This window comes from Streptomyces fungicidicus, assembly GCF_003665435.1.
GTDB lineage: Bacteria > Actinomycetota > Actinomycetes > Streptomycetales > Streptomycetaceae > Streptomyces > Streptomyces fungicidicus.
Window position 1 is genome coordinate 1,599,187 of the sequence record NZ_CP023407.1, and the last position, 23,409, is coordinate 1,622,595.

Below are 23,409 nucleotides of genomic sequence, written 5' to 3' on the forward strand. Positions count from 1 at the left end.
ACGCGGTTCCCGACGGAGGATCTTCCCACTCCCCGCGCCCGGCGTGCGCGGCAGGACCTCCGACCGGCGCCCGGGGGCCGGTCAGCGGGAGGTCTCCCAGTGCTGCTGGAGGCGGTTCATGCCGTTCAGCCAGCGGTCGGGGTCGGCGGCGCGGGCCTGGTAGTACTCGGCGACCTCCGGGTGCGGGAGGATCAGGAAGCGGTCCTCCTCGATGCCGCGGAAGAGGGCGTCGGCCACCTCGTCCGGTTCGATCGCGGTCGGCTTGAGGACGAGGTCGCCCGCGCTGCCGCTGGCGTCGAGCATGTCGGTGCGCACCCCCTGCGGGCAGATCGCGTGGACCTTGACCCCGCGGTGGCGGTAGGTCAGCGAGAGCCACTCGGCGAAGGCGTACGCGCCGTGCTTGGTGACGCTGTACGGAGCGGTGCCGATCATGGTGAGCAGTCCGGCGGCGGAGACCGTGGAGACGAAGCGTCCGCTGCCGCGCTCCAGCCAGTCCGGGAGCAGGGCGTGCGCCGCGCGGACGTGCGCCATCACGTTGACGTCCCAGGAGAGCGCCCAGCCCTGCTCGTCGAGCTCGCCGCCGGGCTCCCCGCCGTCGCGGCCGACGCCGGCGTTGGCGCAGTAGACGTCGACCGTGCCGCCGAGCGCGTCCCGGGCCTCGGCGACGACCGCGCAGGCGTCGCCGGGGACCGCGATGCCGCCGATCTCCTCGGCGACGGCCTTCGCCCGGTCGGCGTCCAGGTCGTTGACGACGACCTTGGACCCGTGGGCGGCGAAGCGGCGGGCGAGCGACGCGCCGATGCCGCCGCCGGCTCCCGTGACGACCACCTTCGCGTTCTGCAGGGCTTGCACCATCGGTCTCCTTCGACGCGGCTCCCAGCGGTTCCGGGCGTCAGACTAACCGGTCGGTATGCCCGGTGGAAGAGCTGTTCGGCGCGGGGTCGGTCCGGTTCGTTCCCCGGGGCGGTCATGCGCGCTAGCGTGCGTGCTCATGACACCCGCAACGATCACGGAGGTCACTGCATGAAGCTGTCCAGACGGAGCCTGCTCGCCACCACCACGGCCGCGGTCGCGGCCTCCGCCGCACCGGCCGCCGCCGCATCCGGGCCGGGGGCGGCGCAGGGAGGTGGCCGGGGGCTGCGCACCGGGTTCGAACGGCTCGCCGCGGACGGCTACGCGCTGCTCGACGGGCGGCGCGTGGGCGTGGTCACCAACCCGACGGGCATCACCCGGGACGTACGGCACATCGTCGACGTGATGCACGCCGACGGGCGGGTGGACCTGAGCGCGGTCTTCGGCCCCGAGCACGGCTTCCGGGGCACCGCGCAGGCGGGCGGCTCGGAGGGCCGCTACGACGACCCCGCGACCGGGCTGCCCGTCTACGACACCTATCTGAAGAGCGGTCAGGCACTCGCCGACGTCTTCACGGCGTCCGGCGTGGACACGGTCGTCTTCGACATCCAGGACGTCGGCGCGCGGTTCTACACGTACATCTGGACGCTGTTCGACTGCATGGAGGCGGCCGCGCTCGCGGGCAAGCGGTTCGTGGTCCTGGACCGGCCGAACCCGGTGACCGGGCGGGCGGCGCTGGGCCCGGTGCTGCACAAGGAGTTCGCGACCTTCGTCGGGCGGCAGCCGATCTCGCAGGCGCACGGGATGACGGTGGCCGAGCTGGCCCTGCTGTTCAACGCGGAGTTCCTGACCGAGCCGGTGCCGCTGGAGACCGTACGGATGTCGGGCTGGAAGCGGTCGGACTTCTACGACGCGTCCGGGCTGCCCTGGGTGCCGCCGAGCCCGAACATGCCGACGCCGGAGACGGCGCTGGTGTACCCGGGCACCTGTCTGTTCGAGGGCACCAATCTGTCGGAGGGGCGCGGGACCACCCGGCCCTTCGAGCTGCTGGGCGCCGAGGGGATCGACGGGCGCTGGGCGGCCGAGGCGAACGGGCTGGGCCTGGCGGGCGTCCGCTTCCGGGAGGCGTACTTCGCGCCGACGTTCTCCAAGTTCCAGGGCAGGACCATCGGAGGGGTGCAGCTGCACGTGCACGACCGGGAGGCCTTCGATCCGGTGCGGACCGGCATCGGACTGCTGATCACGGCCCGGCGGTCGTGGAGCGGGTTCGCGTGGCGTCCGGACAACTGGATCGACAAGCTCACCGGATCCACCCGGGTGCGCACGATGATCGACGCGGGCGCGGACACGGACGAGGTGGTCGCCGGCTGGCGGGACGAGCTGGCGGGGTTCCGGAGGATGCGGCGGGAGTACCTGCTCTACCGCTGAGCGGAAGGCACGGACGGCGGCGGGTCGCGGACAGCGGCCCGCCGCCGTGCTGTGCCGGGCCGTCGCACCTCCGTGACCTGCGATGACGTGACCGGGGGTGTAGCCGCGCGGTCGGCGGCAACCAGGGAGGGACGGCCGGTGTGCATATCCGAGGCGTCTCCAAGGAACCCGTGGAGCCCGCGGGGAGTTCTCAGACTGTCGAGGAGGGGCGCCTCCCCGCGGTGAGGGTACGCGGCGGGCTACCGCCCGGTACCCCCGTGAACGACCACAACTGAAGTATGGGCCAAGGGAGTTGGCCCCGACGTCCCCGCGGCCGGCTGGGGGGCCATCACAAAAAAGGATGGAGCCGATTCGCGTGTCGATACGTCTATTCGGCGACGTCCGTTCGACGACGCCGAAGTGACCGGATTACAGGTGCAGGTGTGACGGAGGTGCAGGACGATGGCCGGTTTCCGGAGTCTGGCGAGACAGGTCCGAGATCCCCGGTGCGATCTGGCGCTGCGGCGCTACTCGCTGCGCAAGTGCCTTGAGCGGTTCGCTCCTTACGGGCACAGGGCGACCTGGGACCATCTGTGCTCGCGGGCCGGGTTCGATCCCGAGGACCGCTCCGTCGACCCGGCGCGGCTCGTGGCCGCACTGGACGAACTGGAGGAGGCCCGGGCGGTCTGGCTGGCCTACGAGGTGGAGTTCGCCGAGCGCCGCAGGAAGGAGAAGCACGACGGTCTGCGCAGGCCGGGCAGTGTGGACGACTGGCACCGGCTGACCTGGGGCGGTTTCGGGGTGGCCTGGTGCGACGATCCGCGGGTGCATCCGCGCGAGCCGCTCGCCGAGGTGCTGCGGCGGCTGATAGCCGCGCTGGAGCGCGAGCCGGGCACGGCGTGTCCCGTGTGCCAAGGGGAACGGCTCGTGTGGCGCCACGACCTGGACCACGAGCCGTCGGCCGGCCCGGTCTGCACGGACTGCGGGATCCTGGTGCCGCGCCCCGTGCTCACCCCCGGGGCCCTGGCGGACGCCCGCCGGGTGAGGCTGCTGGTGTCGGCTTGAGGGCCTGAGCGGCAGGGAGCAACGGGGCGACGGGGTGCGCAGGGGATGCAGCACCCCCGTCGGCGCCCGAAAGGCCCGGCCGGGTGCGCGCCCGCGGGTTCAGCCCTCGCACCCCGGACGGCCGCCGCGGCGCGTGCCGCCGGGTTCCGTCATCAGGCGGGAGCCGGTCAGGCGGTCGCCGGAGACGTCGTCGGGGTTGGACAGGACGCAGGTGTCCAGGGAGAGACAGCCGCAGCCGATGCAGTCCGTCAGATGGTCCCGCAGGCGGTTGAGCTGCTGGATGCGTTCGTCCAGCTCGGAGCGCCACGCCTCGGAGAGGCGCGCCCAGTCGTCCCGGGTCGGGGTGCGCTCCTCGGGCAGCTCGGCGAGCGCCCCGCGGATCGTGGCGAGCGGGATGCCGACGCGCTGGGCGGCGCGGATGAAGGCGACCCGGCGCAGGGTGTCGCGGGTGTAGCGGCGCTGGTTCCCCGGTGTGCGGCGGCTGCTGATCAGGCCCTTGGACTCGTAGAAGTGCAGGGCTGAGACCGCGGCGCCGCTGCGGGCGGCGAGCTGGCCCACCGTGAGCTCGTGGATCTTCTCGGGAATCTGAGGCACTCCCCGAACCCTACCCACCCGTCCGGCGGCCGGTTCCGTTGACAGGGACCGCACGGCACACCATGCTAAGCAGTTGCTTAGGCATGCGCAGCGGGATGCGCTGCGACTACGTGACGCGAGAGGCCGGGACATGGCAGAGCCGAGGATCTTCACGTCCGTCGACGACCTGAAGGCGGCGGTGGGCGAGCAGCTGGGGTACACCGACTGGCTGGAGGTCGACCAGAAGCGGATCGACCTGTTCGCCGAGGCCACCGGGGACCACCAGTGGATCCACGTGGACCCGGAGAAGGCCGCGGCGGGGCCGTTCGGGACCACCATCGCGCACGGCTATCTGACGCTGTCGCTGCTGCCGCTGTTCGGCCCCCAGCTGCTCTCCGTCGAGGGCGTGAGGATGGGCGTCAACTACGGCACCAACAAGGTGCGCTTCCCCGCCCCGGTCCCGGTCGGCTCGCGGGTGCGGGCGACCGCGACGGTCACCGCGGTCGACGAGGTGCAGGGCGGCGTGCAGGTGGCCACCGCCTTCACCGTGGAGCGCGAGGGCGGGGACAAGCCGGTGTGCGTGGCGGAGTCGGTGGCCCGGTACTACCTCTGAGCGGGGGCGGCTTCCCGCGCCCCGACCATCCTGAGCACGAGGTCGGCGTAGAGCGCGCCGACCTGCTCGGGGGTGCGGGGCCCGTGGACGTTGAACCAGCGGGCCACGTCGATGCAGAGGGAGAGCACGGCGAGGGTGGTGCCCGGCACGTCGTCGACGTCGAACTCGCCGGAGCGCACGCCCTCCTCGATGATCCCGCGCACCTCGGCGTCGACCTGCCGGCGCAGTCCGACGATCTCCGCGCGGGCCTCGGGGCCCAGCGAGTCGAGTTCGTACTGCACGACCCGGGCGGTGGTGCGGCCGCCCGCGTGCCAGCGGACGAAGGAGCTGACGGCGTCGGCGAGCCGCTCGGTCGGGCCGCCCTCGGCGCGGGCCGCCGTGCGCAGGATCTCCACGGCCTTCTCGTGGCCGATCCTGCTGATGCGGTGGAGCAGCTCTTCCTTGGTCTTGTAGTGGATGTAGAGCGCGGCCGGGCTCATTCCCGCACGGCCGGCGATGTCGCGGGTGGTCGTGGCGTGGTAGCCGCGCTCCGCGAACGCCTCCACGGCGGCGAGCAGCAGCCGTCGGGCCGCGTCGGGCGTGACCTCACCCCACGGCTGCGCCTCACCGCCGGCCGTCTCCTCCGCCGTACTCATCGCTCACCTCATTCGCTGGCAGGGGTAACACCATACCGGCAAGGGTGAGCGGGCGCTTAGTGCGCCCGCCGTCACAGCTTCTGCAGCGGGTCGTGCTCGGAGAGGAGCTTCTCCAGGCGGGCCTGGTCGACGCGGTTGACGATCTGCCCGGCCTCCTGCCGGTCGCGGACGACCTTGGCCAGGGTGAAGGCGGAGGTGACGAGGTACAGGACCGCGATGCCCAGGAAGGCACGGACCCAGGCGTCGGTGTCGAGGTTGAAGATGCCGACCGCGGTGGCGCCCATGGCCACTCCGAAGGACGCGACGGCCTGGCCGTAGAAGGCGGCCGTACTCTGCTGCTTGACGGGTGTGTCACTCATGGGGACAAGGATCGGCGGAGGCGTCCGCGGCCACATCCGTTCGGCTACTCAGGCCGTACTCAGAACGCCGAAACCCCGGTCAGGGCACGGCCGATGACCAGTTTCTGGATCTGGCTGGTGCCCTCGTAGAGGGTCATCACCCGTGCGTCCCGCAGGAGTTTGCCGACCGGGTACTCGTCGATGTACCCGTAGCCGCCGAAGACCTGGAGCGCGTTGTTGGCGGCGCGGACGGCCGCCTCCGAGGCGAAGAGCTTGGCCTTGGAGGACTCGACGGCGAAGGGCCGCCCCCGGTCGACGAGATCGGCGACCCGCCAGGTGAGCAGCCGGGCCGCGTCGACGTCCACGGCGATGTCGCTGATCAGCTCCTGGACGAGCTGGTGACGGGCGATGGTCTTCCCGAACTGCTCGCGCTCCCCCGCGTAGCGCACCGCCGCGTCCAGGGCGGCCTGGGCTATGCCGACGCAGCCGGCCGCGACCGACATCCGGCCCTTGGCCAGGGCGGACATGGCGACCGAGAAGCCCTTGCCCTCGGGGCCCAGCATCGCGGAGGCGGGCACCCGCACGTCCTCCAGCACCAGTTCCGCGGTGGCCTGGCCGCGCAGGCCGAGCTTGCCGTGCAGTGCGCGCCGGGTCAGCCCCGGGGTGTCGGCGGGGACGAGGAAGGCGGAGACGCCCTTGTGCCCGGGGGCGTCGGTGGAGCGGGCGAAGAGCAGGACGACGTCGGCCCAGGTGCCGTTGGTGATGAACGTCTTGGTGCCGTTGACGACGTAGCCTCCCCCGCCGTCGCGCACCGCGCGGGTGGTGAGGTTGCCGGCGTCCGAGCCGGTGCCCGGTTCGGTGAGACCGAAGCAGCCGACGTACCCGCCGGAGGTGAGGCCCGGCAGCCAGGCGCGCTTCTGCTCCTCGCTCCCCCAGGCGGCGACCGTCTTGGCGACCAGGCCGAGGGAGACGGAGACGATGCCCCGCACGGAGGAGTCGGCGCGGCCCAGCTCCTCGGTGACCAGGCAGTACGCCAGGTGGTCGCCTCCGCTGCCGCCGTACTCCTCGTCGACCGTCAGCCCGAGGAAGCCGACCTCGCCGAGCTTCCTCACGATGCCGCGGTCGACCTCCTCGGCGCGGTCCCAGGCGGCGGCGTGCGGCACGACCTCGCGCTCCACGAAGTCCCGGGCGAGCCGGCGGACGGCTTCCTGCTCCTCGCTCAGCTCCAGGTTCATACCGCGTCACCCCGTGTGAGATCCAAGTGCCGGCACGTCCGTACGGCAGTGGGCCTTTAAATTAGCACTGCTAGTTTCCAGTCGCGGTCCTACTATGTGCGCCATGGCCCGACCGCGCAAGCCCCTGCTCAGCACCGACCGGATCGTCGGTACGGCCCGCGCGCTGGTGGACGCGGAGGGCCTCGCCGCCGTCTCCACACGCCGGCTCGCCGCGGAACTGGGGGTGAGCGGGCCCTCGCTCTACAACCACTTCCGCACCAAGGACGAGATCCTGGAGGCGGTGGCCGACTCGGTGAGCGCGCTGGTCGACCTGTCGATGTTCGAGGACGGCCGGGACTGGCGGACCGCGCTGCACGACTGGGCGGTCTCCTACCGTGCCGCGCTGCGCGACCACCCGAACATCGTCCCGGTCCTGGCGCGCGGTCCGGGCCGCCGCCCGGCGGCGCTGCGGCTCGCCGACGCGGTCTACGGCGCGATGGTCGAGGCCGGCTGGCCCCCCGCACAGGCCACCTCCATCGGCGCGCTGATGCGGTACTTCATCATGGGCTCCGCGCTCGGTTCCTTCGCGGGCGGCTTCGTGGACGACGCGAGCGCCTACGATCCCGCCGACTACCCCCACCTCGGACAGGCCCATCTGCTCGCCGAGCAGCAGGAGAAGATCGACGAGCGGGCCTTCGAGGCGGGGCTGGCGGCGCTGCTGGACGGGCTGGCGCTGCAGTACGAGCAGGTACGGGCCGGGGCATAGGGCCTGTTCGCGGCGGGCCCCGGCCGGGCGGCGGACCCTTCGGTGAACGCCGAACCGTCCGTGCCGCATGCTGGGGGCATGACCACCAAGGACCCCCGGGCGGCGGGGCTGGCCCGGTACGCCGCGCTGGTCGCCGACGAGACCCGGGCCGCGTGTCTGCTGGCGCTGCTGGACGGGCGGGCCTGGACGCAGGGCGAGCTCGCCCGGCACGCCGGGGTCGCCGCGTCCACGCTGAGCGAGCACCTGGGCAAGCTGGTCGCGGGCGGGCTGCTCACCGAGGAGCGGCAGGGGCGGCACCGGTACGTGCGGCTGGCCGGCACCCGGGTCGCGCAGCTGGTGGAGGAACTGGCGGCGCAGGTGTCGCCGGACGCCGCCGCACGCCCCCGCACGCTGCGGCAGTCGGGCGCCGGCTCGGCCATGGCCCGCGGGCGCACCTGCTACGACCATCTCGCCGGGCGGCTCGGCATCGCCGTCACGGACGCCTTCGCCGCGCGGGGGCTGCTGCTGCGGGACACCGGGTTCGCGCTCACGGACGCGGGGCTGCGCTGGTTCGCGGCGGCCGGCATCGAGCTGGACCGCCGCGGCCGCCGCCCGCTGGCCCGGGCATGCCTGGACTGGACGGAGCGCCGCCCCCATCTCGCCGGGGTGGCGGGCGCGGCCCTGTGCCGGCACGCCCTGGACACGGAGTGGTGCGTGCGGATCGGCAGCGAGCGGGCGGTGAAGGTGACGGGAGCGGGCGAACGCGCGCTGTCCGAACTGCTCGGGATCGACGCGGCGACCCTCCGGTGACCCCCGGGACGCCCGTCCGAGAACCGCGGGCGTCCCGGCCCTTGGTCCCGGTCCCGAACGGCGACGACCGTACGGGCGGCCGCCGCCCCGGTTTCCCGGGAGGAGACCGCCCGCAGGCCCTAGAACACCACCAGTGCCCGTCCGCCCTTGCCGGACAGCATGTTGCCGAAGGCCGCCGGGATGCCGTCCAGGGTGATGCGCTCGGTCACCAGGGCGCCCGGGTCGAGGCGGCCGGCCCGGATGTGGCCGGCGAGGACCGGCAGGTCGCGGGCGGGGTCGGAGTCGCCGTAGACGCAGCCGGAGAGGGTCCGGCCCCAGTGGAAGATCTCCAGCGCGTTGAAGGTGACCAGCTGGTCCTTGCCGCCGATGCCGACGACCGTGGTGCGTCCGCCGCGCCGGGTGGACTCCCAGGCCGTGCGGATGGTGACCGCGCGGCCGACGCACTCCACGGCCACGTCCACGCCCTCCTTGCCGGTGAGGGCGCGGATCTCGCGGGCGGTGGTGTCCGAGGCGACGAGGTAGTCGGTGGCCCCGGCGGAACGCGCGAGTTCCTCCTTCTCCGGGGAGACGTCCACGGCGACGATCGTGGACGCGCCCGCCAGACGCGCCGACTGGAGGGCGGCGAGGCCCACTCCCCCGACGCCGAACACGGCGACCCGCTCACCCGGGCGCACCCGAGCGGAGTGGTGGACGGCGCCGTAGCCGGTGAGCACCGCGCAGCCCAGCAGGGCGGCGTCGGCGAGCGGGACGCCGTCCGGGGCGGGCAGCACACAGGACGCGGACACCACGGTCTCCTCGGCGAACGCGGCGACGTTCAGCCCCGGGTACAGGTCGGTGCCGTCGTCGGCGCGGCGGGCGTGCACCTCGGCCGCGCCGCCCAGGGCGTTGGCGCACAGCCAGACCTCGCCGCGCGCGCAGGCGGGGCAGGCGCCGCACGACGGGGCCCAGTTGAGGACCACGCCGTCACCGGGCGCGACATGGGTGACACCCTCACCGACGGCGACGACCGTGCCGGCGCCCTCGTGGCCGAGGACGGCCGGGACCGGCAGGCGCATGGTGCCGTTGGCGAGGGACAGGTCGGAGTGGCAGACCCCCGCGGCGGCGAGCCGGACGCGGACCCGTCCGGGGCGGGGTTCGGGCAGGTCGATCCCGGTGATCTCCAGCGGGGCGTCGACGGCGGGCAGGACGGCGGCACGTACGGCCATGGCGGACACGGCTCCCCTAGAACTGGAAGGACTTGGTCTGGAGGTACTCGGCGAGGCCGTGCGCGCCGAGTTCGCGGCCGACGCCCGACTGCTTGTAACCGCCGAACGGCGCGAGGGGGTTGAAGCGTCCGCCGTTGATGTCGACCTGTCCGGTCTCCATCCGGCGGGCGAATGCCACCGCCTCCGTTTCGTCCGCGGCCCAGACGGCGCCGGCCAGACCGTAGACGGTTCCGTTGGCGATGCGCAGGGCGTCCTCCTCGTCGGTGTAGCGCAGGACGGACAGGACGGGGCCGAAGATCTCCTCCTGGGCGATGGTCATCTCAGGGGTGACGTCGGCGAAGACGGTGGGGCTGACGTAGTAGCCCCGCTCGTGCGGGGAGTCGGGGCCGCCCGCGGCCAGCCGGGCGCCCTCGGCGACGCCCTTGGCGATGTAGCCGCGTACGCGGTCCCGCTGCGTGGCGCTGACCAGCGGGCCGATGCGGTCGCCGTACTTCGCGGCGGCGGCCGCGGCGAGCTCCACCGCCTCGTCGTACTGGTCGTGGTGGACCAGCATGCGGGTCCAGGCGCTGCAGGTCTGGCCGGAGTTGGACATGACGTTGGCGACGCCGACGTTGACCGCGCGGGCCAGGTCGGCGCCGGCAAGGATGACGTTGGCGGACTTGCCGCCGAGTTCCAGGGCGACCTTCTTCACCATGCCCGAGGCGATCGCGCCGATCCGGCGGCCGACGGCGGTGGAGCCGGTGAAGGAGACCAGGTCGACGCCCGGGTGCTCGGCGAGGGCCCGCCCGGCGACCGGGCCGAGGCCGGTGACGAGGTTGAACACGCCCGCCGGGATCCCGGCCTCGTGCACGGCCTCCGCGAACAGCCGGGCGACCAGCGGAGTGTCCTCGGCGGGCTTGACGACGACGGTGCAGCCGGCGGCGAGCGCGGGGGCGGTCTTGGCGACGATCTGGTGGAGCGGGTAGTTCCAGGGGGTGATCGCGCCGACCACGCCGACGGGCTCGTGGAGGACCGTGGAGTTGCCGGTCCGCTCCTCGAAGGCGTACGTCGCCGCCAGCTCCGCGTACGAGCCGGTCACGGCGATCGGGACGCCCGCGTGGACGGTCTGGGAGAGCTTCGGCGGTGAGCCGAGTTCGGCGGTCACCGTTTCGGCGATCTCGTCCTGCCGGGCCACCAGCACGTCACGGAGCGCGGCCAGCCGGGCGGCGCGCTCGGCGGGCGGGGTGGCGGCCCACCCGGGGAGGGCGGCCCGGGCGGCGCGCACGGCGGCGTCGACGTCCTCCACGGTGCCCGCCGGGACGGTGGCGATCACCTGTTCGTCGGCCGGGTTCACCACCTCGATCACGCCGGGACCGGCGGCGGGGCGCCAGGCGCCGTCGATGTACATGCCGTCGTGTGCCTTCATCGCGCTTCCTCCGGGGCGGGGCGTCGGTGTCCGACCGCTCAGTACGTGCGGGCACCTAAACTAGCGGTGTTAGTTTTATCGCGCCAGGGGACTCCCGTACGCGGGTGTCACTCGTCCAGGTCGGGCAGCCGCGCCGGGTTGGGGCAGATCCGTTCGCCGCTCTGGTCGAAGACGAAGAGGTGGGCGAGGTCGACCAGCAGCGGCACCTGCATGCCCTGCCGGAGGCGGAGGTCGGGGGTGGTCCGGACGATGAGGTCGCCGGGCAGCCGCGGCTCGGCGGAGTCGGGAGCGGGGTCCGGCGCCGACGGGTCCGTCGTCACCACGGGCCCCGCGCGCAGCACGCCGGCCCTTCCGCGCAGCCGGTCCAGGACCGTGCCCCCGCGGCGTCGGCGCCTGGACGGGCGCTCGCCGGGGCGCGGACGCGGCGCCTCGAGATCGGCGACGACGGCGGGGCGGGAGCCGGTGTCGAAGTGGACGAGGACCTCGTGGCCCTGGAACTCCAGGTGCTCCACCAGGCCGGTGAGCACCACCTCGCCGGTCCGGGCGGCGGACGGCTTGGCGATCCGTACGGCCTCGGAGCGCAGCCCCACGATGACCTCGCGACCCTGCTGCACCCGCAGCAACTGGTGGTCAAGGCAGAGGGGTTCGGGCAGCCGCAGGAACTGCTTGCCCAGGCTGATGGTCATCGCCCCGTCCAGCGGGGCGCGCACCAGGCCGCGCAGCAGGTTGATCCGCGGGGTGCCGATGAAAGCGGCGACGAAGACGTTGCTCGGCAGCGAGTACACCGTGCGCGGACTGCCCACCTGCTGGAGGACGCCGCCGCGCAGTACGGCGACCCGGTCGCCGAGCGACATGGCCTCGGACTGGTCGTGGGTGACGTAGACGGTGGTGACGCCCAGTTCGCGGGTGAGCCGGGAGATCTCGGCGCGCAGACGGTTGCGGAGCTTCGCGTCCAGGTTGGACAGCGGCTCGTCCATCAGGAAGGCGGAGGGGTGGCGGGCGATGGCCCGGCCCATGGCGACGCGCTGGCGTTCACCGCCGGAGAGCTGGGCGGGGAAGCGGTCGAGGAGGTCCTCGATGCCCAGCATGCGGGCGGTGGCGTCGACGCGCGGGGCCGGGTCGGCGCCGGGCGACTCGATGCGGAGCGGGAAGCCTATGTTGTCGCGGCTGGTCATGCTCGGGTACAGGGCGAAGTTCTGGAACACCATCGCCATGTCGCGGTCGGAGGGGGGCAGGTCGTTGCCGTACTCGCCGTCGAGGAACAGCAGGCCCTCGTCGATGTCCTCGAGTCCGGCGATCATCCGGAGCACCGTGGACTTGCCGCAGCCGGACGGGCCGAGCAGGACGAGGAACTCGCCGGGGGCGATGTCCAGGGACAGCTGGTCCACCACGCGTACGCCTCGCGTGTAGGTCTTGCTCACGTCGTGCAGGGAGATGGCGCGTGTCATGAGGGTGCCCCCGGGGGCGGTTCTGGGGCGCTGGCGCTCCGCGTTCGGAACGCCCCGTGCGGGTCGCACGGGGCGTATGGGTCACGGAAGCTAACGGAAAGTAGCAGCCGGGGGAAGACGCGGGACGGAATCAGGGCGCTCCCGTCCAGCAGGTGAGAAAGCGGACGCCCGCATTCAACGGGATCTCCGGTGTTTCCCCGTCAGTCGCCGTCGCCCTCCCTGTCCCCGCCGCTTCCCGAGCGGCCCTTCGAGCCGGCGCGGAGCAGCTCGCCCGCCGGCAGGGTCCCCTTCGCCACTCCGCGCGCCCCGCGCGGACCGCTCCGGGCCGCCCGGACACGCCGCCGCCCGGTGGGCGGCTCCGCACCTCCGGGTGCGATCGCGTCATCCTGCCGGCACAAGGACGCCGGCCGGGAACGGCCCTAGCGCGAGGTGCGGCGCCGTGGGCGGGGCCCGGTGCCGGCAGGGGTGGACGGCGGGTCGTCCGCCGGCCTCGAAGGGGCCCGCAGCGCGACTCCCGAGGAGAGGAACAGCAGGGCGCCCAGCATCACGAACGGGGCGGCCACGCCCGCGACGCCCGCGATCAGGCCGGCCGCCGCGGGGGCGGCGACCTGGCCCAGGCGGTTGCCGGTCAGCCGCAGGGCGAGGGCGGTGGAGCGGGCGTCGGCGGGGGCCGCCTGGACGACCGTCGTCATCGACAGGGGCTGGCCGACGCCGAGGCAGAAACCGAGCACCGCCAGGACCAGCGCCAGTGCCCAGACCGGCAGCGGCAGCGCGACGCCCGCGCACAGCAGCGCCGCCAGCAGACAGGTGACCGTCAGCAGCACGGTGCGGCCGAGCAGGCGCAGCAGTGGGGTGAGGACGAGCCGGCAGGCGATGGTGGCCGCCGCGCGGAGGCTGAGCAGGACGCCGATGACGGCCGGGTCGATGCCCCGGTGCTCGCCGACCACCGGGAGGTAGGCGGTGAGGATGTCGGTCGCGGACAGCACGGCCAGGCTGATGAGGATGCCCGCGGGGACGCCCCGGGCACGCAGGATGGCCCGCACCGGCACCCGCGTGCCGTGCGCCCCGGGGGGCTTCGGGGGTGCGGGGCGTTCTATGCGCCACAGCGAGGTGAGCGCGACGGCGCCGCCCGCTCCCGCCGCCAGCAGGGCCAGCGCACTGGTCCGGGCCATGTCCGCGCCGATCAGCGCGCCCGCCGCGACGGGTCCGACCAGCTGTCCGAGCGAGGCGCCGATGGTGAAGTGGCCGAAGTTGCGGTCCTGTTCGTGCGGCGCGGACTGGCGGGCGACGAGCGACTGCGCGCCGATGACGAAGCAGAGGTGGCCGAGGCCCATCACCCCGCTCCACAGGGCCATCGTCCACAGCGAGCCGGCGAGGCCGCTCAGCGCGCAGCCGCCGGAGATGAGGACCACCCCGGCCGGCAGCAGGGGCGCGCAGCGGCCGTGGTCGGTGCGCCGGCCGAGCGGTACGGCGGCGAACAGCGGCAGCAGCGCGTACACGCCCGCGATGACGCCGACCGCCCTCTCGTCCGCCCCCAGGGCCAGCGCCCGGTAGGAGACGGCGGGCCGGGCCATCGACACCGCCCCCTGCGCGAAGCCGAAGGCGATGACGAGGCGGAGCAGCCAGCCGCGGTTCCCACCGGGCGTCATGATCGGGTCCTTCCTGACAGGGGGCCGGTACCGGCCTCAGATGATGCCGAACAGGATTCCGGCCGCGAGGATCACCAGGCAGATCATGGCCGCCCACTTCACCACGAACCTGGTGTGGTCGCCGAACTCGACCTTGGCCATGCCGACCAGGACGTACACGGCGGGGACGAGCGGGCTGGACATGTGCAGCGGCTGGCCGACGAGGGAGGCGCGGGCCATCTCCAGCGGGGTGACGCCGTGCGCGGCGCCGGCTTCGGCGAGGACGGGCAGGACGCCGAAGTAGAAGCCGTCGTTGGACATGAAGTACGTCAGCGGCAGGCTCAGCACCCCGGTGACCAGGGCCATGTGCGGGCCCATGCCGTCGGGGATGACGTCCACCAGCCACTTGGCCATGCTGTCGACCATGCCGGTGCCCTGGAGGACGCCGGTGAAGACGGCGGCGGCGAAGACCATCCCGGAGACGTTGAGGACGTTGTCGGCGTGGGCCGCGAGTCGGGCCTTCTGGTCGGGGATGTTCGGGTAGTTGACGGAGAGCGCGAGCGCGGCGCCGAGCAGGAACAGCACCGGGATCGGCAGCAACTCCATGATCATGGCGGTCAGCAGGCCGACCGTGAGCAGCGCGTTGAACCAGTACAGCCTGGGGCGCAGGGTGGGGCGGTGGGGGTCGAGGCCCTGGAAGTCGTCGTCGTCCGCGTCGGCGTCCGTGCCGGAGCCGGAGCCGCCGGTGCGCTTCCCGGCGATGACGCCGGTGCCGCCGCCCGCGCCGACGAGGACCGTCTCCTTCTCCTCGGCCGGCGCCTCGTCCAGCGTCACCACGCCCAGCCGCCTGCGCTCGCGCAGACCGAGCACGTAGGCGAGGACGACCACGCCCAGCAGGCCGACCAGCAGGGCCGGGATCATCGGGACGAAGATGTCGCCGGCGTCGAGCTTGAGCGCGGTCGCCGCGCGGGCCGTCGGGCCGCCCCAGGGGAGGGTGTTCATCACGCCGTTGGCCATGGCGGCGACACCGGTCATCACGACCAGGCTCATCTTCAGGCGCTTGTACAGCGGGTACATCGCCGAGACGGTGATCATGAAGGTGGTGGAGCCGTCGCCGTCCAGCGACACGATCGCGGCGAGCAGCGCGGTGCCGACGACGATCCGCATCGGGTCCGCCCTGCAGAACCTGAGGATGCCCCGGACGATCGGGTCGAAGAGCCCGACGTCGATCATCACACCGAAGTAGACGATCGCGAACATGAGCATCGCCGCGGTGGGCGCGAGGCTGGAGACGCCGTCGATGACGTAGTCACCGAGGTGGGCGCCCTTGCCGACGAACACGCAGAACAGCGCGGGGATCAGCACGAGCGCCGCGATCGGCGACATCTTCTTCAGCATGATCAGGACCAGGAAGGTCGCGATCATGGTGAAGCCGAGGATGGTCAGCATATGAGTGGATACCTAACGTTCGCCCTTGAACATCCCACCAGGGCCGGCGGTGCGACGACGTTAGGTGCCGCGAAGCTGCGTTAACAAGATGTTGACGTGCGAGCAATAAGCGCAAAACCCCAGGTCACAGCTTTGCTCAGGTCAGAGCGCCGGACGCCGTGGCCCCGGCGGGGGTCAGCGGGGCCACCTCGACGGGCACTCCGTTGAGGACGGCGTTGCCCGACAGCGGGTCGAGGAGGCTGCCGTCGAGGAGCTGGTTGACGTTGACGCCGGGGTCGGCGGCGGCGTGCCGGGTGCGGGTGCCGGGGCGGTCGTGTCCCCAGCCGTGCGGCAGGCTCACCACACCGCGGCGCACGGCGTCGGTGACCTCGGCGGGCGCGGTCACCTCTCCCCCGGCGCCCTTGATCCGCACCGGTTCCCCGTCCCGCACGCCGAGGCGTTCGGCGTCCTCGGGGTGGAGCTGCAGGGTGCAGCGGTTGGAACCGCCGGTGAGGGCGGGCACGTTGTGCATCCAGCTGTTGTTGGAGCGCAGGTGACGGCGGCCGACCAGGACGAGTCCGGCGGGGCGCTCGTGGAGGGCGGCGCGCAGCCGCGGGAGGTCGGCGGCGATCGGGGCGGGCAGCAGCTCCACCTTGCCGCTGCGGGTCTTCAGCGGCTGGGGCAGCCGCGGGCGCAGGGGGCCGAGGTCGATGCCGTGCGGGTGGGCGAGCAGCCTGTCCAGGGTGAGTCCGTCCGGGTCGGCGCCGAAGCCGTCGCCGTAGGGGCCGAGGCGCAGCATCATGTCGAGGCGCCGTTCGGGGCCGTTCACTCCGGTGAGCAGGCCGGCGAGGTCCTTCGGGTCGCGGCCGTGGACCGGCGAGTGCGGCTCCCGGACGGCCTTGCCGAGGGTCTGGTCGATCACCATGGCGTCGACGGCGGCGGGGTCGGCGCCGTGCATGCCGGTCGCGGCGAGGACCAGCCTCGCCAGGATCTCGGTCTCCGCCATCCGGCCCGGTTCGAGGGGGACGGCGGGGCGGGTGTACCGGACCTGGTTGCGCACGGCGAGGGTGTTGAAGGCGAAGTCGTGGTGCGGGCTCTGCGCGGGCGGGGGCGGCGGCAGGACGACGTCGGCGTGGCGTGAGGTCTCGTTGAGGTACGGGTCGACGCTCACCATGAAGTCGAGGGAGTCGAGGGCCTTGTCGAGCCGGTCGCCGTCCGGTGCGGAGAGCACGGGGTTGGCGGCGACGGCGATGAGGGCGCGCACCGGCTCGCCCTCGTCGGTGGCGGTGTCGATCTCCTCGGCGACTGCGGACAGCGGCAGTTCGCCCTTGGCCTCGGGGTGCCGGCTCACCCGGGAGTGCCAGCGCCCGAGGGCGAAGCCGTGACCCGGCCCGGCGGGGCGCGGGGTCCTGTCGGTGGCGGCCTGGGGGAAGAGGGCGCCGCCGGGCCGGTCGAGGTTGCCGGTGAGGACGTTGAGGACGTCGACGAGCCAGCTGGCGAGGGTGCCGTGCGGGACGGTGCAGCTGCCGATGCGGCCGTACACGGCGGCGGTGGGGGCGGCGGCGAGTTCCCGGGCCAGGGCGCGGATGGTGCCGGCGTCGACGTCGCACGCCTCCGAGACCGCTTCGGGCGTGAAGTCACGGAGCGCCGACCGGAGTTCCTCGAAGCCCTGGATGTGCGGCGCCCGCTCGCCGAGGTCGGCGAGCCCCTCGTCGAAGAGGGTGTGCGCCGTCGCCGCGAGGAGCAGGGCGTCGGTGCCGGGCCGGACCGCGAGGTGCCGGTCGGCGAGGCGGGCGGTGCGGGTGCGGCGCGGGTCGACGACGGTGAGGGTGCCGCCGCGGGCCCTCAGCGCCTTGAGCCGGCCGGGGAAGTCGGGCGCGGTGCACAGACTGCCGTTTGACTCCAGCGGGTTGGCACCGATCAGCAGCAGGTGGTCGGTGCGGTCGAGGTCGGGCACGGGGATGGCGTTCGCGTCGCCGAAGAGGAGTCCGCTGGAGACGTGCTTGGGCATCTGGTCGACCGTGGAGGCGGTGAACAGGCTGCGGGTGCCGAGCCCGGCCAGCAGGACGGGCGGGTAGAGGGCGCCGGCCACGGTGTGGACGTTGGGGTTGCCGAGGACGATGCCGACGGCGTGCGGTCCGTACCGCTCGACGAGGGGCCGTATCCCGGCGGCCACGGCGTCGAACGCCTCCGCCCAGGTGGCCTCCCGCAGTTCGCCGCCGACGCGGACGAGCGGGGCGCGCAGCCGGTCGGGGTCGCCGTCGACGGCTCCGAAGGCGGCGCCCTTGGGGCAGATGAAGCCCTTGCTGAACACGTCGTCGCGGTCGCCGCGGGCGCCGGTGACACGGCCGTCGTCGATGGTGAGGGTCAGGCCGCAGGTGGCCTCGCACAGGGGACAGATACGAAGGGCGGTGCGGGGCACGGGGCCTCCCGGGTACGGCGGCTGCGGTGACGCGCGGACGGGCCGAGCATACCGACCGGTACGCATGGACGGGAGGGGGTCGCCCGGAGCGTCTCCGGCGGGCCGCTCAGTCCAGCGTCCGGGCCAGGTACGCCCGGAGCATCTCGCGCAGTTCGCCGACGACCTGTCCGTCGCCCTCGGGCGCCATCCGGAACGCCAGGTGGACGAGGGCGTCGGCGGTCTCGACGGCGACGAGGAAGGCGCGGCGCAGATCGTCGTCGGGCTCGCGGCCCAGGTAGCCGGAGATCAGCCCCGCCAGGCGGTCGGCGACCCGGAGGTTGGGCTCGGCGCGGCGGGTGCCGACGGGTATCTGGTTGCCGAAGTCGACGAGGGAGAAGCCGGGCGCGGTGCGCTTCATGTCGAGGTACTCGTCGAGCACGACGTCCATGGCGTCCCGCCAGCCCCGGTCACCGGCGGTGCCGAGCCGTTCGGTGACCCGCGCCGCGAAGCGCTCCAGGTTGCGCTGGGCCAGGGCGTCGGCCATCTGGCGCTTGTTGCCGAAGAAGCGGTAGACGGAGCCGATGGGCACACCGGCGCGCTGGGCGACCGCACGGGTGCTCAGGTCGTCGTAGCCGACCTCGTCGAGGAGGTCGGCGCAGGCGTCGAGGATCCTGGCCAGCCGTTCGGCACTGCGCCGCTGCACCGGCGCTCGGCGGAGCGATGTCGCGTCGGGCACGCTGTCATCATGCCTGCTCGGCGCCGCCCGGTGAACCTCGCCCTCCGTCACGGTTCCGCCCCGCCGTCCCGCGCACCGGTTCCGGCGGCGCCGTGGCGATCGGCTCGACGCTCGGGTCGGGGCTCGGCTCCTGGTCCGACACGGTGATGTCGGCCGTGCTCTCCACCGGCTCGCCGTCCACGGCCCACACCGAGCCGTCGTCGGCGTAGAGGCGGGCGGTGACCTGGTGCGTGCCGCGCGGGACGGAGCCGCCGGAGAGGTGGTACTCGGGGGTGCGCAGCAGGGCGACGCGGCGGCCGTTGAGCTCGAGGTGCGCCAGCCCCCGGCCGGCCACCGCCCGCTCGCCGGTGCCGTCCGGCGAGAAGCGGAAGTTGCGCACCGTCAGCCGCACGTCCCAGCCGCCGTCGGCGTCGGGGGTGACCACGACGCCCACCGCGGGCGCGCCCTCCGCGTCGACCTGGCGGTAGGGGCTGCCCTCCCCGTCCCTCCGGTCCAGGAGTTCGCCCGCCGGGGAGGGCGACGCACCGCCCCGCTCCCGGGCGTCACTCGGACCGCAGCCCGCGGATCCGGTCAGGAGTGCGACACAGACCGCGAGCGCGGCGATCGGGCCCCGCTTCCTCGTCATGCCGGGGAGCGTAGAACACGGGTGCGACACCGCGGATCCCCCTGAAGTCGGGTTCCGCGTCCTCCGCGATGAGGAGCGGACGGAAGGACGGGAGGGAGATCGCGTGGCCCTCTTGCGCCGGGGAAAACGCAATCCTACGGTGGTGCATAGGAATCGGATCGCAAGGGAGCACCGAGCATGAGCGATGGGGGCACCGCCCGCGTGACCACAGTCGAGCGCGAGGGGGCGCGCAAGACCGCCGAAGGACTGGAACACCTCACCGGCTTCGGCAACGAGCACAGCTCGGAGGCGGTCCCGGGCGCCCTGCCCGAGGGCCGCAACGCGCCGCAGCGCGCACCGCTCGGGCTGTACGCCGAACAGCTGAGCGGTACGGCCTTCACCGAGCCCCGCGCGGAGAACCGCCGCTCCTGGCTGTACCGGATCCGTCCGTCGGCCGCCCACCCGGCGTTCATCCGCACGGGCAACGGCGCCCTGCGCTCCGCCCCCTTCACCCAGACGGTGCCGGACCCCAACCGGCTGCGCTGGAACCCGCTGCCGGAGCCCGCCGGGGGCACCGACTTCCTGGCCGGGCTGTGGACGCTGGGCGGGAACGGCGACGTCACCCAGCGCTCCGGCATGGCGGTGCACCTCTACCACGCCACCGCCTCGATGGAGCGCGTCTTCAGCGACGCCGACGGCGAGCTGCTGATCGTCCCCGAGCACGGCGGGCTGCTGCTGCGCACGGAGTTCGGGATGCTGCATGTGGAGCCGGGACACATCGCGCTGATTCCCCGTGGGGTGCGGTTCCGTGTGGAGCTGCTGGAGTCCTCGGCCCGCGGCTATGTGTGCGAGAACTACGGTGCGCCGTTCCGGCTCCCCGACCTCGGCCCGATCGGCGCCAACGGGCTGGCCAACGCCCGGGACTTCCGGGCGCCGGTCGCCGCGTACGAGGACGTCGAGGGGCCGGTGGAGGTGGTGAACAAGTTCTGCGGCAACCTCTGGTCGGCGGTGTACGACCACTCCCCGCTCGACGTCGTCGCCTGGCACGGCAACCATGTGCCCTACGCCTATGACCTGCGCCGCTTCAATGTGATGGGCACCATCTCGTACGACCACCCGGACCCGTCGATCTTCACGGTGCTGACCTCGCCGAGCGACACCCCGGGGCTGGCCGGGGTGGACTTCGTGGTCTTCGCCCCGCGCTGGCTGGTCGGCGAGGACACCTTCCGTCCGCCGTACTTCCACCGGAACGTGATGAGCGAGTACATGGGCCTGATCGAGGGCGCCTACGACGCGAAGGCGGAGGGCTTCGTCCCGGGCGGGGGCTCGCTGCACAACATGATGTCGGCGCACGGCCCGGACCGGGAGACCTTCGACAGGGCGAGCGCCGCCGAGCTCCGTCCGCAGAAGATCGACGACGGCCTTGCCTTCATGTTCGAGACCCGCTGGCCGGTGTCCCTGACCCCCCAGGCCGCCCGGGCGGACCACCTGCAGCAGGGCTACGACAACCGTGTGGCAGGGCCTCGAGCGTCACTTCCGCCCGTTGCACTGAACGTTCCCCGACCGGTACGGATAGCCCCGTGACCTCCTTCGCCCCGGACTCGATAGTCCTGAACCGCAAGCTGCCGCTCTGGTACCAGGTGTCGCAGTCGCTGCGCGCCTCCATCCTCGGGCGCTCGCCCCGGGACCCGCTGCGCCTGCCCACCGAGGAACAGCTGGCCGGGCACTACGGGGTGAGCGTGCTGACCATGCGGCAGGCGCTGAAGGAGCTGGAGGACGAGGGGCTGATCAGCCGCCACCGGCGGCGCGGCACGTTCATCGAGCCGGACGCCCGGCGGGGCACCCCGGTGCGCCTGCTGGGCTCGGTGGACGCGATCGTGGCCCAGCAGTCCGGGATGACCACGGAACTGCTGGAGCACGGCACGGCGCCGGTGCCGGCCGAGCTCGCCGAGTACTTCCCCGGCCTGTCCGAGGCGGCGGCGTACCACCGGCTGCGCAGCGACGAGAAGACGGGCGAGCCGACCAACCACGCCCGCAACTGGGTCCGGCCCGAACTGGCGGCGCGGATGGACCTGGACGACCTGGTGCGGTGGCCGATGACCAAGGTGCTGCGGGACGTCGTCGGGGCGGACATCAGCCGGATCACGGACACGGTGGAGGCGCGGCTCGCGGACCCGGAGACGGCCCGGCTGCTCCGGGTCCCGCTGCTCAGCCCGATCCTGCACTACACGGGCATCACCTACGACAGCGACGGCCGCCCCCTGGACGTGGCCGTCATCCACTACCGCGGCGACCGGTTCTCCTTCACGGTGACGCTGGACGCCACCTGATCCGCCGCCCCCGCGACTCGTTACGATGCCCTGCGTGACGCCCGACGACGCTCCGCTGCTGGCGGACCTCATGCCGTGGTCCGTCGCACCGCCGCGGCTCGGCCGGGGGTGGCCGGCGGCCCCCGACGCGGCGTCCCTCAGGGCCCGTTGGGACGCCCTGCTGAAGGCCGAGGGGGCCGAGCGCGAGGCCCTGTTCCTGCCGACGCGCTCCCGGACCCCGCACACGGCGGTGGGACAGCTGCCGGGGCGTGACGGCGGCACGGAGAAGCTGGTCCGCGCCACCGGCCCGTGCCCCGAGCCGGTACGGGTGCTGTACGCCCCGTTCGACGAGCAGTGGCTGATCCCCGACCAGCGGCTGATCGACGCGGCCCGCCCGGAGCTGTGGCGGGTGGCGGACGCACGGCAGGTCTTCGTGGTCGAGGCGGGCCCGGCGCGGGGCGCCGCCCAGGACCCCGCAGGACCGCCCCTGCTCGCCACTTCCCTGCTGCCCGTGCTGCGCACCGGCCGGGTCCGTCCGCTGTACCGCCGGCCGGGCGCCGCCGAACCCAACCTGGCGCCCGGGCTCACCGGCCACCTGGCCGCCAGGCTCGGCCACGACACCTCGCCCCTGGACGTCCTCGCCTGGACGCTGGCGGCTTCGCGCGCCACGCCCGCCGGGCTCGCGGTGCCGCTCACCGGGGACGCCGAGGTGTGGGCGCGGGGCGTGGAGACGGGCCGCCGGATGCTGTGGCTGTCGCGGCGCGACGGGGAGCGTCCCAGGCTGCCCGGCGGGCGCCGCCCGTATGTGCGCGCCCCGCTGCCCTCCCGTCCGCGGGCCGTGCGCTACGACCGTGACGAGGAGACGCTGCTGTTCGACGAGGGCCGCATCTCCCCCGTGCCGCCGGGGGCCTGGGACTTCGAAGCCGGCGGTGTCCGCGTGCTGGAGGCGTGGTGCGCGGCCCGCACGGAGCCGGCCGAGCCGGGCACCCTGGCCGCGATCCGGCCGGCCGGCTGGCCGCAGGCCTGGACCTCGGAGCTCCTCGAACTGATCACGGTCCTCACCCTGCTGACCGAACTGCGCGCGCAGCCGGCGGATCCTGCGGTCCCCGACCCGGTCACCCCGGCCGAGCTGCGCGCGGCGGGCGTGCTGCCGGTGCCGTCCTCCGCACGCCGTCCCGCCTCGGTCCTGGACTCCCACGAGGAGGGGCCGGAGGGCCAGCTCGCCCTCATCTGAGCGCGCGGGTCAGCGGGCGGGGTCGAAGCCGTCCAGCATCCGGCCGAGCGCCCGCTCGAACACGGCCTCCAGGTCGATCGGCCCGGCGTCCTCCTGGAAGGCGGCCGCCATCCGCGGGTACTGGCCGGTGGCGATCCGGCCGCCCAGGTAGGCACTGCGGATCGCGTGCTCCTGCTCCTGCGACCAGGGCAGCGAGCGGGTGCGCTCGGCGGTGGCCAGCTCGTTGCTGACGTAGGTCGTCACGATGCCGTTCAGCATCGCGATCAGCTCCAGCTTGGTGCCGTAGGTCCCGGGGAGCGGGTCGAGGCAGGCCAGGCAGTGTTCGAGGTAGCGCAGGGAGTTGGGGCTGAAGCCGTAGACCGGTGACATCAGCCGCGGCAGCCAGGGATGGCGGTGCATCAGGGCGCGGGACTGATGGGCCACCCTGACCATGTCGGCGCGCCAGTCACCGGACGGTTCCCACAGCTCGTGCTCGCCGCCGGCCGCGTCCACCATCAGCTCGTACAGGTCCTCCTTGCGGGGGACGTAGTTGTACAGCGACATGGTGCCGCAGCCGAGTTCGGCGGCGACGCGGCGCATGGAGACGGCGTCCAGCCCCTCCGCGTCGGCGATCCGCACCGCCGCCGCCGCGATGTCGGCGCGCGTGTACGCCGGTCTGGGACCTCGGCCGGTGCGCTCGGGGCGCGCCCAGATCACTTCGGGTTCGGCCGCTCGGCCCGCCATCGTTCATCACCTCGCTCACCATCGTAGTTACGTACA

The 23,409-nt window shown here is 73.4% G+C and carries 21 protein-coding genes and 1 pseudogene; 8 read left to right on the forward strand and 14 right to left on the reverse strand.

Annotated elements, in window-relative coordinates:
- Positions 1–81 precede the first annotated feature (81 nt).
- Positions 82–855 carry an SDR family oxidoreductase gene (locus CNQ36_RS07215; protein ID WP_121545374.1) on the reverse strand — a complete coding sequence of 258 codons (774 nt, stop codon included), beginning with the start codon at positions 853–855 and terminating at the stop codon, positions 82–84.
- Between the two features lie 168 nt (positions 856–1,023).
- Between CNQ36_RS07215 and CNQ36_RS07220 the strand changes: the two genes are divergently transcribed.
- Positions 1,024–2,280, forward strand: coding sequence for an exo-beta-N-acetylmuramidase NamZ family protein (locus CNQ36_RS07220; RefSeq protein ID WP_206278435.1), 1,257 nt, complete (start codon positions 1,024–1,026; stop codon positions 2,278–2,280).
- A 441-nt stretch (positions 2,281–2,721) separates the two neighbouring features.
- Positions 2,722–3,324, forward strand: a complete 603-nt coding sequence (locus CNQ36_RS07225; RefSeq protein WP_121545376.1) for a hypothetical protein — start codon at positions 2,722–2,724, stop codon at positions 3,322–3,324.
- 99 nt (positions 3,325–3,423) lie between these two features.
- On the opposite strand, the gene soxR is transcribed toward CNQ36_RS07225, so the two are convergent.
- Positions 3,424–3,918 carry a redox-sensitive transcriptional activator SoxR gene (soxR, locus tag CNQ36_RS07230; RefSeq protein WP_121545377.1) on the reverse strand — a complete coding sequence of 165 codons (495 nt, stop codon included), beginning with the start codon at positions 3,916–3,918 and terminating at the stop codon, positions 3,424–3,426.
- Positions 3,919–4,048: 130 nt separating this feature from the next.
- Between soxR and CNQ36_RS07235 the strand changes: the two genes are divergently transcribed.
- Positions 4,049–4,510 (forward strand): MaoC family dehydratase, encoded by a 462-nt coding sequence (locus CNQ36_RS07235; RefSeq protein ID WP_004933322.1) that lies wholly within the window; start codon positions 4,049–4,051, stop codon positions 4,508–4,510.
- On the opposite strand, the gene CNQ36_RS07240 is transcribed toward CNQ36_RS07235, so the two are convergent.
- From CNQ36_RS07240 to CNQ36_RS07250, 3 genes are all read right to left on the reverse strand, one after another.
- Entirely contained in the window at positions 4,501–5,145 is a 645-nt protein-coding gene (locus CNQ36_RS07240) for a TetR/AcrR family transcriptional regulator (RefSeq protein ID WP_121545378.1), read from the reverse strand. The two genes, CNQ36_RS07235 and CNQ36_RS07240, sit on opposite strands and share 10 nt — an antisense overlap.
- Before the next feature lie 71 nt (positions 5,146–5,216).
- Positions 5,217–5,504, reverse strand: coding sequence for a YiaA/YiaB family inner membrane protein (locus CNQ36_RS07245; protein ID WP_004933318.1), 288 nt, complete (start codon positions 5,502–5,504; stop codon positions 5,217–5,219).
- Between the two features lie 59 nt (positions 5,505–5,563).
- A complete protein-coding gene (locus CNQ36_RS07250) occupies positions 5,564–6,718 on the reverse strand; it encodes an acyl-CoA dehydrogenase family protein (protein ID WP_121545379.1) in 1,155 nt (384 codons plus the stop codon).
- A gap of 103 nt (positions 6,719–6,821) precedes the next feature.
- On the opposite strand from CNQ36_RS07250, the gene CNQ36_RS07255 reads away from it, so the two are divergent.
- On the forward strand, positions 6,822–7,463 hold the full coding sequence (locus tag CNQ36_RS07255; RefSeq protein ID WP_004933315.1) for a TetR/AcrR family transcriptional regulator: 642 nt from the start codon (positions 6,822–6,824) through the stop codon (positions 7,461–7,463).
- Between the two features lie 78 nt (positions 7,464–7,541).
- Positions 7,542–8,252, forward strand: coding sequence for an ArsR/SmtB family transcription factor (locus CNQ36_RS07260; protein ID WP_040907579.1), 711 nt, complete (start codon positions 7,542–7,544; stop codon positions 8,250–8,252).
- A gap of 119 nt (positions 8,253–8,371) precedes the next feature.
- On the opposite strand, the gene CNQ36_RS07265 is transcribed toward CNQ36_RS07260, so the two are convergent.
- From CNQ36_RS07265 to CNQ36_RS07305, 8 genes are all read right to left on the reverse strand, one after another.
- Positions 8,372–9,457, reverse strand: coding sequence for a Zn-dependent alcohol dehydrogenase (locus tag CNQ36_RS07265; protein WP_121545380.1), 1,086 nt, complete (start codon positions 9,455–9,457; stop codon positions 8,372–8,374).
- A gap of 16 nt (positions 9,458–9,473) precedes the next feature.
- Entirely contained in the window at positions 9,474–10,862 is a 1,389-nt protein-coding gene (locus CNQ36_RS07270; RefSeq protein ID WP_121545381.1) for an aldehyde dehydrogenase family protein, read from the reverse strand.
- 107 nt (positions 10,863–10,969) lie between these two features.
- The gene (locus tag CNQ36_RS07275; RefSeq protein WP_121545382.1) at positions 10,970–12,310 is read right to left on the reverse strand and encodes an ABC transporter ATP-binding protein; all 1,341 of its coding nucleotides are present in this window, start codon (positions 12,308–12,310) and stop codon (positions 10,970–10,972) included.
- A 419-nt stretch (positions 12,311–12,729) separates the two neighbouring features.
- On the reverse strand, positions 12,730–13,959 hold the full coding sequence (locus CNQ36_RS07285) for an MFS transporter (protein ID WP_121545384.1): 1,230 nt from the start codon (positions 13,957–13,959) through the stop codon (positions 12,730–12,732).
- Between the two features lie 36 nt (positions 13,960–13,995).
- Positions 13,996–15,387, reverse strand: coding sequence for a CitMHS family transporter (locus CNQ36_RS07290; RefSeq protein WP_121545385.1), 1,392 nt, complete (start codon positions 15,385–15,387; stop codon positions 13,996–13,998).
- 136 nt (positions 15,388–15,523) lie between these two features.
- Positions 15,524–17,788 carry a molybdopterin oxidoreductase family protein gene (locus CNQ36_RS07295; protein ID WP_121545386.1) on the reverse strand — a complete coding sequence of 755 codons (2,265 nt, stop codon included), beginning with the start codon at positions 17,786–17,788 and terminating at the stop codon, positions 15,524–15,526.
- Positions 17,789–17,894: 106 nt separating this feature from the next.
- Positions 17,895–18,503: a TetR/AcrR family transcriptional regulator gene (locus CNQ36_RS07300; RefSeq protein WP_004933298.1), complete on the reverse strand. Its 609-nt coding sequence runs from the start codon at positions 18,501–18,503 to the stop codon at positions 17,895–17,897.
- A 7-nt stretch (positions 18,504–18,510) separates the two neighbouring features.
- Positions 18,511–19,128 (reverse strand): hypothetical protein, encoded by a 618-nt coding sequence (locus tag CNQ36_RS07305; protein ID WP_121545387.1) that lies wholly within the window; start codon positions 19,126–19,128, stop codon positions 18,511–18,513.
- Between the two features lie 177 nt (positions 19,129–19,305).
- Between CNQ36_RS07305 and hmgA the strand changes: the two are divergent.
- The 3 genes and pseudogenes from hmgA to CNQ36_RS07320 all read left to right on the forward strand — a co-directional run bounded on the left by hmgA (position 19,306) and on the right by CNQ36_RS07320 (position 22,650).
- Positions 19,306–20,659 (forward strand): annotated as a pseudogene (hmgA, locus tag CNQ36_RS07310) (homogentisate 1,2-dioxygenase).
- A 28-nt stretch (positions 20,660–20,687) separates the two neighbouring features.
- Positions 20,688–21,437: a GntR family transcriptional regulator gene (locus tag CNQ36_RS07315; protein WP_121545388.1), complete on the forward strand. Its 750-nt coding sequence runs from the start codon at positions 20,688–20,690 to the stop codon at positions 21,435–21,437.
- Between the two features lie 25 nt (positions 21,438–21,462).
- Positions 21,463–22,650, forward strand: a complete 1,188-nt coding sequence (locus CNQ36_RS07320) for a type ISP restriction/modification enzyme (protein WP_121545389.1) — start codon at positions 21,463–21,465, stop codon at positions 22,648–22,650.
- A 9-nt stretch (positions 22,651–22,659) separates the two neighbouring features.
- On the opposite strand, the gene CNQ36_RS07325 is transcribed toward CNQ36_RS07320, so the two are convergent.
- The gene (locus CNQ36_RS07325; RefSeq protein WP_121545390.1) at positions 22,660–23,373 is read right to left on the reverse strand and encodes a TetR/AcrR family transcriptional regulator; all 714 of its coding nucleotides are present in this window, start codon (positions 23,371–23,373) and stop codon (positions 22,660–22,662) included.
- Positions 23,374–23,409: the final 36 nt, after the last annotated feature.